The following is a 12,373-nucleotide window of genomic DNA, read 5'->3' as shown; positions in this document are numbered from 1 at the left end:
TACAAGAATCCAAAAAATATTGATTAAAAGTTCTTTGTCATTTTATTTTAAATTTTAATAGTTATTTTGCTTTTGATATTCTACTTTTATGTCTTTAATTGTTTTTAATACTTCTGTAGAAAAGTTCAACATTACTAAATATTTCGCCTTAGGAATGACTGTAGTGACACACCCATTACCGATATCAGCACATCCAAATAGTGAAAATTGAGGTATTACTCCATTAGAAATAGGTAAAAATTTAATATTATTGCTATACGGACATTCATATACATTACAGGAATATCTAAATATTTCTTTTTTCTTTGAATTAAGGAGACTGATCGATGGTGCACCATATCTTAATATCCCTACTTTTGATGTCTTTAATTGAAGAGAATTAGCAAAAAATAAAGGATGACTGTTTGATGCAGGATATTCTTTATAGGAACTAAGCTCATTCCTTATATCTTTGAATAAATAAATCTTAGTACTAGTTGGTTGATTAATTGCAATTCGTAAATCATTATTTTTACCTAACCTTCCCGAAACAGCATGAAAACCACCATTATTATTCAGATAAAAAGTCTTAGATTTTGTTTTTTCAAAAATGTTTAATGCATTATTTAGAAAATTTTTATTTACCGAAATCTCTACTGTTGCAAGAATGACATTATTGTTCTGGAAAATTCCGCATCCATTTAGCAAACTTTGATAGTAAAAGTTTCCTGCGCAAAAATTTTGCCAATCATTTATAAATTGCCAATTTCCTATTTTCATATCATAAACAGTACCCTCTGTTAATGGTTGGATAATTTTATTAGATATTAATTCTGCTTTTGATTTCTTATTGTTTAAGTTCGTTTCTATCACGTTTGAGATTTCTGCGCCAGGAAAACTTGATTCTGCAAATGCAAATTTTTTAATAAATCTTGAAAATTCTCCTTCTAGAACCTCAACTTTTGCTTTAACAATAAAGATCCCATTTTTTTCTTCTGTATTTAAAATCTCAAAATATTTTATGGAGCCTTGAGAATAATCTTGCATATCTTTCTTTACTGTTTTTGATAGTTCAACTATTCCATTAGTAATTTCTTTTTTTTTGCTAAAAAGAGTTTCTGAATCTATAAAAGATCCTACTACTTGTTTTAAAGCGTTCTTAAGAGCATTTTGCGACGCTTCATCAACAGTTGAACCAAAACCCTTTGTGATGACAGTTTTTACTTTATTATTTGAGGCAATTAAATTATTGCTCAAATTTCTTTTGGAAAAAATTAAGTTCTTTAATTCATAAGAGTATATTGGGGAGTATATGCTCAGCAAAAAAAATAAGGTATTAATTGATACTAATTTTATGAATCTTCTCATCTTTGCTTGTCTTTTAAATTTTTATTTACTAAATACTATATGTTATTCCAATAACTAATTAAGAAAAATAGAGAAATTTCGTATAAAATTTCCAAATATTTTATTATATTTGATCCATAGCGAATTCTATGAGATGATTTTATGAAATTTAAACAAAAATTTTTATAATTTTATTTTAATTGAACCTTTAATTAGATTAATGAACAATTTCAAAAGCAAATTAAAGATTTTTTTTAAGATTTTAATCTGCACTACTCTTTCTTCCTTTCAAACCTCTAGCGTAATCGAATCAAAAGCTGAGATGGTCGCTAATATTTCTCAAGCAACACTTGGTATTGAAAGTGTTGGGTCTCCTTCACTTAGAGTTCTGAATCTTGATAGAGTTGTTTATGTAGGAGAATGTCCTGGTGTCAGAAATAAAACCACTGTAGGATATTTTGTAGATTATGAGACTCCTGTGAGAGAAGATTTAGTTGTTGTTTTGCAAAATTTTACTCGGGGTTTATCACCAAGTAACCCCCCCTCAGTACAAAAAGATTATGACTCTGGAAGAGCTTCTGACAAAATAAAATTTAAAATTTCCAAAAAGAGAAATAAAGTTTATTTATCAATGCAACCTGGGGTAAATCCAATTAAATATCAAATAATCGATGAAACTGATCGAAAAAACCCAATATTGGTTAAGTCTGGAATTTTTATGTTAGATGTAAAATTCGTAGATCAAGTTTATAGAAGAGATAAAGAATATAGCTCAGAAAGCGGTACTTACTACTGTCCATTTTTCTAAAAAAATTTCTAACATTGAAGATCTTAGAATTTAATATTATTTGTAAAGACATTCATAATTTTAAATTTTTAAACAGTTCTGCATCAATTATGATTAATTTCCAGTAAAGCGAATTAATTTATATATTCTCAAAAAAATATTCGTTGATTTAATTTTTGTTCAACTTTTATTTATTTTATTTGTTGCTTACTTCTGGCTTACACTAATAAGTTCTTTATATATTTATTGCATTTATGAAATAAAATAATTAGTATTCTTTTTAATTGAAAATTTATGCCGTGAGAAAATTATTTCTTCTGCTAATACTTTTTTGCGCAATACCTAATGCTGGTTATGCAGGAATTCCTCAAGGTAAAACTGATAAATGGATTAAAATCAATAAGAATTGGTCAATAGATACTGAAGATGTACAAGTTAGGAATGGTAAATTACGTTTTTATATGAAAAGAATTGGAACTCGAAATGAATTTGGAGAGCATTCAAAATATCTTTTGACATTTACTGGTAAAGTAAGAATTAATTGCGATAATTTCTCTGCAGGGATTCAAGTAAAACGCAATAAAGGATCTTATAGTTCTCTTGATTGGAATCCAATTACTCGTAAACATATAGGGTATAACTTAGCAAAATATTTTTGTTTTTTGACTGGTTCTGAAGGATATACCCGAGAGACTAATGAACCTGATTGGGTAACAAAAGTCATTAATATTCAGAGTAAAAAACAATCAGGAAATATAAATTGTGACTCCCCAGTTTGGAAAAATAAACCAAGATGTAATTAAAAAATTCATTTAATTTCAGTAATTTAATATTAATTTATAGCCTATGATTTTCCTGAAAGGTTTTCATAAGTACCGATATCATATTTTTTTAAATTAGTTGTGTATAAAGAAAGCATAAGAGATTGAAAAGGATTATATTTCTGATTATTTTTTGGAAATTTTTCGTTCTAAATTGTTTCTCATTATCTAAACCTTTCATTTATTCAAATAATTTTTTTTTGAAGAATATAGTTTTTACTAAAAATTTTATATTTTAATTAAATTATTTACTAATCTATTTTATTGTAAATCCCAACGAATTATCTAAAATAAGTTCAACAATCTTTTTCGGTTTGAGTAATGTTGGGAATAATTCTTTTTATCAAGGTTTTTTCATATAAATTGAATGTTGTCCTATTTGAGAAACTAAATATCAGGGAGATGAACATTTCTAATTTTTTTAATTATTTTTAAAATTTAATGAGCAAGATTATTAAATTAAGTAGATCTACTGTGGAAAAATATTTAAATTGTCCAAGATGTTGCGTACTTGATAAAAAATATCAAATAAAACCCCCTTCATTACCATTCACCCTAAATATTGCTGTGGATAATTTATGTAAAAATGAATTTGATTATTATAGAAAAATTCAGGAGCCACATCCTTTATTTATTGAACATGGTATTGATGCTGTTCCTTTTAAACATAATGATTTAGAGAGTTGGAGAAGCAATTTTCAAGGGATCAGGTATAAGTCAATTGAATATAAATATGATTTTGGTGGGGCTGTGGATGATATTTGGCAGAAAAAAAATGGCGATCTAATTATTGTTGATGTAAAGGCAACATCTAAAAATAATTTTGATTGGTCAGAGACTTTTAATAAATATCAATATGCAAAAGCTTATAAAAGACAATTGGAAATGTATCAGTGGTTATTTAGAAAAAACGGTTTTCAAGTTGCTAATGAAGCTTATCTTTTATATTTTAATGCAAAAAAAAACGAACAAGTTTTTAATAATCAATTAAATTTTGATGTTCATTTAATTAGACTAGATTGTTCAACATCATGGGTAGAATCTAAGATAATCGAGACTGTTAATTTACTGCGTTCAGATATTTTTCCAAAATCTTCATCGAATTGTGAGTACTGTAGTTATTTGAAAAAGCGCTGGCAATTGTCAATAAAATAAGACGCATAGAAAAATTTATGATTTTTCTGGAAAAATAGCAAATAATAGATAATCTTTAATTAGATTATTAATTTATGATTTTGATAAAATCAACAAACTCAGAAAGAAAGATAACAAATCATCTTCAACAAGATGTAGTAAAAGTTTCTGGCAAAAAAATTTTTATTAATCCTTTTTTGTATTGGCGGAGATTTGATGAAAATACATACAGATGGCTTCGCGAACCTGGACAAATGTCAGAGGATCAAATAAAACCCAATAGGAGCCGATTTTACCCAGAATTAGAGTGGTCAGATTTAAGCCATGATCAAAAGCTGATAAAAGATGCAACTGTTGAAATGTTTTTGAAAACTCTTGAATTGATAAATACATTCCATCCTTATTTAAGTTCAGGACAATTGTTGGAAGTTGAAAGAAAGATGGCAATTATAAAGAAAATTCCTTTTGAAAAGTGGGTGGCTAAATCTTTTGCTAAAAAAGCAAGATTATTGGAAAATGAAAAGAGAAAATTTCAAAGAGAAAGGTTTTTTAGTAGTTGGAGAGAATGGTTGAGTCTTGAAAATACTCAACAAGCTATCCTGCCATTAATCATAACGATATTTGTTTCATCATTTGTTGGCTGGTCTTTAGGAATATCTAAAAATAGTTGCAATCCTTATTTTGAACAAAATATTGATCAATTAAATTAAGTTTTTTTGATATTTTTAAAGTATCTAAGTTAATATATTTATGAAAAAATAATTTTCTTATTTAAAATAATATTAATTAGAATAAGCACTTTAAATAGCATAAGTTTCATGAGTGAAAATTGGAATTCAAATAATATTGATAATGATGAGTTTTATCTGAACAAAGAAGTTAGTGACTATGAAGTTTTAATCAATAGACTTAAAGAAATTAAATTATCTATTGCTTTATTGAAAAAAACAATATTTAAATAAATTTATATTTTTGCAAACAAGTCCTAATAAAAAACATATTTTATTAAAGAGAAAACCTCTGGTTTTACTTATTTTTACTTCTTTTTCGTTTTTACTGATTCTATTAAGGTTAATTTTTTTACAACTTTTAAATTATGAATCTTTTAAGAAGATGTCAGATGAGAATAGGATCAGACTTATTGCTTCACAGCCAATACGCGGAAGAATACTAGATAAAAATGGTTCTGTTTTAGCAGATAGTAGGGTTAAATACTCTTTAATAATAAAGCCTCAATCTGTTAATAAAAACAATTGGGAAAAACACAAATCAAGCATTTCTAACTTGTTAAATATTGACAGTAATTCAATTCAAAAAAAATTTTCTGATGGTATAAAAAATCAAAAACTTTCAGTAACTATTCTTGATGATTTAAATGTAGATCAATTAATTAAATTCAAGGAAAATGAAGATAATTTAATTAGTTTTGAAATAACTACTAAATTAATTAGAAATTATCCTTACAAATCGGTTGCTGCGCATGTTATTGGTTATACTCAGCCAATTACTGAATCTGAATATAAATTCTTGTCTAAGAAGGGTTATAAATTAAATGACTTAATAGGAAGAACAGGAATTGAATACGTTTACGAAGATTCAATAAGAGGTGAATGGGGTGGAGAAATGGTTGAAGTAAATTCATTAGGAAAATTTCAAAGATCATTGGGTACAAGACCTTCAGTACAAGGTAAAGATATTGAACTAACCCTCGACCTTAATCTGCAACTAGTTGCTGAGGAAGTTCTAAAAGATAAAAAAGCTGGAGCGATAATAGTTATGGATCCAAGAGACGGTGCAATAAGAGCCATGGCAAGTAGGCCTAATTTTGATTTGAATTTTTTTTCAAAGGATTTTAAGCCTGAAAAAGAATATAATAATATATTTAATTCTCCTGAAAAACCCCTTTTTAATAGGGCATTAAATGCTTATGATCCAGGAAGTGTTTGGAAAATTGTAACGGCTTTAGCTGGCTTAGAAAGTGGAAAATTTCCTATAGATACTTTGCTAGAAACAAAACCATGTATCACATATGGAAGTCAATGTTTTAGAGAGCACAATGATCTAGGTTTTGGAGTAATAGGGTATGAAGATGCGTTAAGAGTTTCAAGTAATACTTTCTTTTATCAAGTTGGATATGGTGTAGGCGTTGATGAAATTTATGAGGTTTCAAGAAAGCTTGGTTTTAACTCTTTATCTGGGATCGAAATTTCTGAACAGGAGAATATAGGCCTTGTAGCAAGTAGTAAGTGGGCAAAAGAAGGTAGAGGCTGGGGCGAGCCAGGAAGAACCCCGTGGGTGGCAGAAGATATTGCGAGTATGTCTATTGGACAAATGGTCGTTCAAGTAACTCCAATGCAAATCGCTAGAGCATATGCTGTTATTGCTAATGGAGGTTATTTAGTAACTCCTTATTTAGTTAAAAAAGATGGAGAATTTTTGTATGATCAGTCACGAATTAAACTTGATATTGATCCTGAACATATCAAATTAATAAATAGAGGCTTGAGGAAAGTTGTTGAATCAGGTACTGGAGTGGCAATTAATACTGGAATAACTAATTTGCCGCCAGTCTCTGGCAAAACAGGGACGGCTGAAGATTGGAAGACTGGCTTGGACCATGCTTGGTTTGTGTGCTTTACTCCGTCAGAGGGAAGTGAATTACTCGTAGTTGCTTTTGCACAAAATACTCCTGGTGGCGGATCTGTACATGCACTTCCTATGGCTAAGGAAATTTTGAAAGTTTGGAACGAAAAAAAATGAAATTCTTTTAAGTTTTAAAAGTTTATATTTGTAATTTTTTCATTTGCATAAGCCTTTTAATAATATCTTCAATAGATTTTATATCTATTGGTTTACTGTAAGAGGACAAAAGTTGTCTTCCTAATACCTGACTTCCTAAATGAACTAGTTGTATGCGTAATGAAGTGAGAAGTTCTAATCCTATCCCGCCAGAAAACGTTGCAATTGCAATCGGTTGACCATTAAATAAATTTCTAAAGTCATCTCCCGAAATAGAAAGCCATGCTATAAAGTTGGAGAGAATGGGAGGTATAGATCCATTATATTCAGGCGCACAAATCACCCACTTTTCAATCTTGAAAAGCTTTTTTTTTAATTCTCGTATTTCATTTGGAATATTTTCTTTGCTGTGAATTCTTGGATTAAATAATGGAATATTAAGAGTGGTAAGATCTAAAATTTCGGAACTTATGTTAAGTTCATTACTTTTTTTAAGGAATTTCTCAGAAAGTTCTAGATTTTTCCCGCAACTAGCTGAAATAATTATTAGCTCTTTTGTTCCAGTCATAAATAAGATAAATAAATTTAATAGTTAGCACCAGTTTTACGGTGATGAACTGCAGTAAGACAATCGGATTTTAGTATATTACCGTGTAGTACTTCAGCGTATATTACCCAATGATCTCCACATTCCATTCTTTCTTTTACAGACGCATCCAACCATGCTAAAGAGTTAGGAATTATTATCTGCTCATTAGGAGTTAATTCAATATTTATTCCTTCAAATCTATCTTCTCCTGGTGAAAAGGGCTTTGTGAATCTTTTCAAAGGTTCTTTAAAATCTTTTTCACTAAGAATATTTAATGCGAATGAATCTCCTATTTGCAGAAGAGATTCTACCGATCTATCTTTTGCTACTGCAATACTTAATCCGGGCGGAGAAAAACTTGCTTGACTAACCCAAGATGCAAGCATAGCTCCTTTAATATTGTTCTCATCTTTACCTTTAGAGGCTGTCAGGACACATAGTGAACCTATGACTCTTCCAAGAGCTTGTAGCTTTGGATCCGTTTTGCTTGTAATCATTCCAGTGTCTGATTTTCGAGGTTTTTTCTTTGCTTTTTTTATAATTTTTCTTCCAAAGTGAGTTCCTATTTCTTCTAGCTCTTTAATCTTTGGTTTATTTGGGCTGAATTTAATCCTTATAGGGTCAAAACTAAACTTAAAACCACCGTCTTTTAATTTTGTTTCAAGTAAATCTATAGCTTCGCCGCTCCAACCAAAACTACCAAAAATTCCTACTGGTTTATCTCTATTACCCTCTGCTAATAATGTTCCTAGTGCACTAACTATTGGAGTTGGAGCGTGACCACCCAATGTAGGGGAGCCTATTAAATATCCATCAGCATTTTTGATAGATTTTACAAGTACATCATTAGGTGTAAATTCACAATTAATACTTTCAACTTCTACAGAGGTTCTATTTATTCCTTTAGCCAATGCATCGCCTATTGAGGCTGTATTTCCATACGCACTTGCATATATCAGAGTGATCTTAGGATTATTTGTTGAGAGATTCTCGCCCCATCTAATATAGTCATTTAAAAAGCTCTTTAAGCTATATTCGATGGCGGGACCATGTAATGGTGCAATAGTTTTAATGTCATAATCTGCAATTTTTTCAGTTATTGATACTACTTGATTAGACATTGGTGCCATCAAGCAATCATAAAAATGTTTCCTATCAATTTCTGTACTAATTCGATTTGTTTCAGACCACTCAGCAGAAGCAATATGAGCAGAGAAAATTTTTTCACTAAGAAGTATTTCTTGATTACGTTCATAAATTATCAGGCCACCAGGCCAACGTGCTGTTGGAATGGGGATTAACTCTAGTGAAATGTTATTTAATTCTAAATTAAGTTCTTTTTTGATTATATTTATTTCAGGCAATTGAATTTCAATAAAGTTTTCTAAGGTAGGATTTCTTTGATTCCAAAGTTCGCTAATAAGTTTATAGCCTGGATTAGAGCAAGTAATAGTTGTGTTTTGAAATTGGTAACTTACATTTTTTAAAGTTTCAATAATTTGAGGATTAATATGACCAGAAATGAAATTAATTTTATCTAATTTAAATTGAGCCGAAAAACTAGAAATTACTTTACTAAATAAATTTAAATATTTTTTCTCAGGTGGATGAATAATAAAAAGTTCCTCATGACTTCTAATGAAAAAAGTATTAAAAGAGGTCCCTTTTTCAAGGTTAAATTCAAGTTCAAATCTTTCTTTATTTTGGTCTAAGAATCTTACACAATAAAAATTCTCGCTAATTTCAAATGTGGATAAGTTTTGATTTTCTGCAAGTAAGCCTATATGAATATCTGACATTTTAAAGACTCATTTTCTAGTAATAGTTTGCGACTTATTTGTCGTGGAGTGGTTTTATATGGACTTTCAACGGATTTTCAACTATCGACCAGAACATTTAGTTCTTGTGAAACCGTTATGTATCAATAGATTATACCTATAACAGCACCATTAATGAGTTATTAAATGTAGGGTTTTCAACTAGAACACGATTTCTTTTTGATTATCTAAGCAAATTGATGATTTTTATAAATTTTTCTGTAATTATCATGCAATTTTTCAGTTGCTAATCTTTTATTCTTCATTGCGTCTTTAATCAAATCTATTTCATGGAAGTTTTGATTGAGAATAGTGAAAGGAGTAATTAGTTTCATAAGACCTCCCGTATCTACACTTATATTGTCCTCCTTTTTACTTAAAATTTATAGGGCATTTCTACCCGAGTATTTGTTCTTTGTGGTTGTCACGACTATCATTTTCCATTCAGTTGGAGTAGAAATAATTCAGGATTCAAAAGCACTTCATCGACTTTGTGGGCAGCGAGGTGCATACGACTCGAAGAGGGCAAACAAATGCCCTCTTATTTTTTTCTTAAATTCACTTAATGGATTTACAGCTTGGAAAGGGATAGTGGAATGTTGCTTAACTGTCACATGTGACAGTTGCTAAAGAATAATATTTTAACTTTAAATTTAAAACAAATAATTTATATTTTAATTGTGTGAGTGAGTTGTGAAAATACTCTAATTTTAAAATGAAAATTCTTATAGCAACTCTTATATTGGGTACTTCTGTTCCACTAAATGCTTATGAGAGCATTGGAGATCGCAGTAATCGAGAAGCGTACGAGTCACAAAAAGGATACGCATATGAAAACAAGTGCTTCCGTTATGAATATAGGGAAGAATATATACCAGGTAATTCAATGTCTCCTGGTTATGTTAAATCTTATCGTGAGAAAGTTTCCATCCCATGCAATAGTGAGCGCAATGCATTCAAACATTATCATCATAAGAATGAACACCAAACTTCATATGTGAAATATAAACCTGCTCCAAAATGTATTGGAAGCACAACTCTAGGCGGGTTGATTGGTGGTGGAATTGCAGCGTCTCTATCAAAAAGTGATGCATATGGTTGGAGCATCCCTTTGGGTGCAGTTTTAGGTGCAGGAATTGGCAATGCCGAATGTAAATAATTATGTTTTTATTTAATATTGGGAGTCAATTTCAACTAAAAAAAACCTAGTTATAACTTTATGCTATATTTTTTTTCTGGATTTATAAAAAATTTTTTTGCTATTTGAAAGTAACGATATCAATGGTTTATAAATAATCTAAATGTAAAGTCCGGTTAATAGTGATTAGCAACTTTTCTGTGATGAACTGCTGTCTTGCATGACAAGTCAGAAACATTACCATTTTCAACAATTCCGTAAATTATCCAATGGTCTGGGGTCTCCAGTCTGGAACTAACTTTACAATCTAAAAAGGCGAGTGAATCTGAGAGGACTGGTCCTCCTTCAGCGATGTTGCTAATTACATCTACATCAGCAAATCTATCAGCTCCAGGCGCAAATCTTTTTAAAAAATGTCTGAACATTTTTTGATAGTTATCTTCTCTCAAGATATTCACAACAAAACCTTTCCCAACTTGCATATATGATTCAATAGCTCTATCTTTTGCTACTGCAACTGTAATACCTGGTGGAGAAAAGCTTGCTTGACTAACCCAACTTGCGACCATTGCACTTCGTCTAAATGTCGAACCTTCTCCTTGGCTTGCTGTAACTACATATAACCCTCCACTTAATCTACCTAAAGCTTTATCTAAATTTGAATCAAGGCTTTTCATAGAGGCAATGTTCTTCTTTTTATTGATCAATTGACCCAAGTCAGTTCCAGCTTCTTCGAATTGTTGATAAACAATGGGATCTGGAATATTTTTAACTCTTAAAGGGGAAAAAGCTTCTTTTTGTCCAAGTTCTCTTAATTTATTTGCTAAAGAATCTATTGGTTCATCATTTCCACCAAATGCATCATAGACAGCAGTAAATTGTTTTGGTTTTAGTGCTGCAAATAAAGTACCGAGAGATTCTTTTAATTCATTATCTGACTCTACTGGCCATGTTGGAATAACTACTGCTTTTGATTCGGAAATTAAACTTGTTAATTCTTGCGGGTCAGAAGATCTTAAATCAATTAGTTGAACTTGTGCATCTGCTTTACTTATTCCATGAGCTATCGCTTGACTTAGTCGATCACAATAACCATAGTCACTTACATAGCAGACTGACACAAAATCATTGCCTTTACTTTTGTTGCTACTCCATTCTAGATATTTTCCTTTCCAGAAATCGACCTGATTATGTAGCAAAGGCCCATGACCAACAGCTATTGTTTTTAATTCAGGTAGCTTATCTATTCTTTTAATTGCTTGGAGAACGCTTCTAGCGTTTGGACCCATAAGGCAATCGTAATAAAAACGGAAATCATCGTATATTTCTTTTTGATCTGTGTCAAAAAATTCGTCAGAACAATAATGGAGTCCAAATGCATCGCATGTGTAGAGAACATTTGTGCTGTGGTCATATGAAAAAATTGTATCTGGCCAATGTAAATTTGGTGCACTTATAAATTCAATATTATGTTCTAAACCGCTATTAGGATTACTTCCGAGATTTAAAAACTCTCCACTCTTAACCTCTAGACGCTTAAATGGGATATGTATTTGGTCTTCAATAAATTTAAGGGCTAATTTTGATCCAACTACCGTGATATTTTGGTTTAATTCTAAAAGATTACCTATTAAACCAGAATGATCAGGTTCTGTATGACTTGTGATTAGATAATCTACTTCTTGTGGATTTACATTTTTAAGTAATTCTTCAAACCATAATTCTTCGAACTTTGCGTGACTAGTATCAATAATTGCTAATTTTTCACCTTTGATAACAAAACTATTGTAGGTAGTTCCATTTCTTAAGCCAAATTCAATGTCAAACCTACTGCGATCCCAATCCAAAGATCTTATAGCATATGAATCATCAGCAAAGTTTTGAGATTGAATTGTCAACTTATTATTTATTTGTGGCAATTTAGAATTACTCGTCTGGGCAGAGGCTAGCATAGGACAAATCGCGTTATACAATAACTTTAGTTATGTAGAATATAAATCCGCGTGATTATCTTTGCGAAAT

13 protein-coding genes are annotated in these 12,373 nt (G+C 30.4%); 8 read left to right on the top strand and 5 right to left on the bottom strand.

Features of this window, described 5'->3' with window-relative positions:
• Positions 1–54: 54 nt before the first annotated feature.
• The gene (locus JJ842_05125) at positions 55–1,236 is read right to left on the bottom strand and encodes a hypothetical protein (protein MBO6971292.1); all 1,182 of its coding nucleotides are present in this window, start codon (positions 1,234–1,236) and stop codon (positions 55–57) included.
• Between the two features lie 310 nt (positions 1,237–1,546).
• Here JJ842_05125 and JJ842_05120 point away from each other — a divergent pair, with 310 nt between their 5' ends.
• The 6 genes from JJ842_05120 (at position 1,547) to mrdA (ending at position 6,828) form a co-directional block, all read left to right on the top strand.
• Entirely contained in the window at positions 1,547–2,134 is a 588-nt protein-coding gene (locus tag JJ842_05120; GenBank protein ID MBO6971291.1) for a hypothetical protein, read from the top strand.
• Positions 2,135–2,412: 278 nt separating this feature from the next.
• Positions 2,413–2,916, top strand: coding sequence for a hypothetical protein (locus JJ842_05115; GenBank protein MBO6971290.1), 504 nt, complete (start codon positions 2,413–2,415; stop codon positions 2,914–2,916).
• Positions 2,917–3,375: 459 nt separating this feature from the next.
• Complete coding sequence (locus JJ842_05110) at positions 3,376–4,089, top strand: PD-(D/E)XK nuclease family protein (GenBank protein ID MBO6971289.1); 714 nt, start codon at positions 3,376–3,378, stop codon at positions 4,087–4,089.
• Between the two features lie 80 nt (positions 4,090–4,169).
• The gene (locus JJ842_05105) at positions 4,170–4,778 is read left to right on the top strand and encodes a hypothetical protein (GenBank protein MBO6971288.1); all 609 of its coding nucleotides are present in this window, start codon (positions 4,170–4,172) and stop codon (positions 4,776–4,778) included.
• Positions 4,779–4,886: 108 nt separating this feature from the next.
• Positions 4,887–5,030 carry a hypothetical protein gene (locus JJ842_05100; protein ID MBO6971287.1) on the top strand — a complete coding sequence of 48 codons (144 nt, stop codon included), beginning with the start codon at positions 4,887–4,889 and terminating at the stop codon, positions 5,028–5,030.
• A 10-nt stretch (positions 5,031–5,040) separates the two neighbouring features.
• Positions 5,041–6,828, top strand: coding sequence for a penicillin-binding protein 2 (gene mrdA / locus JJ842_05095; GenBank protein MBO6971286.1), 1,788 nt, complete (start codon positions 5,041–5,043; stop codon positions 6,826–6,828).
• A 22-nt stretch (positions 6,829–6,850) separates the two neighbouring features.
• Here mrdA and JJ842_05090 read toward each other — a convergent pair whose 3' ends face one another.
• The 3 genes from JJ842_05090 to JJ842_05080 form a co-directional block, all read right to left on the bottom strand.
• Complete coding sequence (locus JJ842_05090) at positions 6,851–7,375, bottom strand: NAD(P)H-dependent oxidoreductase (protein ID MBO6971285.1); 525 nt, start codon at positions 7,373–7,375, stop codon at positions 6,851–6,853.
• A 17-nt stretch (positions 7,376–7,392) separates the two neighbouring features.
• On the bottom strand, positions 7,393–9,195 hold the full coding sequence (locus JJ842_05085; GenBank protein MBO6971284.1) for a diflavin flavoprotein: 1,803 nt from the start codon (positions 9,193–9,195) through the stop codon (positions 7,393–7,395).
• Positions 9,196–9,401: 206 nt separating this feature from the next.
• On the bottom strand, positions 9,402–9,548 hold the full coding sequence (locus JJ842_05080; GenBank protein ID MBO6971283.1) for a hypothetical protein: 147 nt from the start codon (positions 9,546–9,548) through the stop codon (positions 9,402–9,404).
• Positions 9,549–9,630: 82 nt separating this feature from the next.
• On the opposite strand from JJ842_05080, the gene JJ842_05075 reads away from it, so the two are divergent.
• Positions 9,631–9,843, top strand: a complete 213-nt coding sequence (locus tag JJ842_05075; GenBank protein MBO6971282.1) for a hypothetical protein — start codon at positions 9,631–9,633, stop codon at positions 9,841–9,843.
• 256 nt (positions 9,844–10,099) lie between these two features.
• On the top strand, positions 10,100–10,372 hold the full coding sequence (locus tag JJ842_05070; GenBank protein ID MBO6971281.1) for a hypothetical protein: 273 nt from the start codon (positions 10,100–10,102) through the stop codon (positions 10,370–10,372).
• Between the two features lie 155 nt (positions 10,373–10,527).
• On the opposite strand, the gene JJ842_05065 is transcribed toward JJ842_05070, so the two are convergent.
• The gene (locus JJ842_05065; GenBank protein MBO6971280.1) at positions 10,528–12,303 is read right to left on the bottom strand and encodes a diflavin flavoprotein; all 1,776 of its coding nucleotides are present in this window, start codon (positions 12,301–12,303) and stop codon (positions 10,528–10,530) included.
• Between the last annotated feature and the right edge of the window lie 70 nt (positions 12,304–12,373).

Source organism: Prochlorococcus marinus CUG1433 (genome assembly GCA_017644425.1).
Taxonomy (GTDB): Bacteria; Cyanobacteriota; Cyanobacteriia; order PCC-6307; family Cyanobiaceae; genus Prochlorococcus_A; species Prochlorococcus_A marinus_U.
Note: the sequence above shows the minus strand (reverse complement) of the source record. Positions and strands in the feature narration are given on the sequence as shown.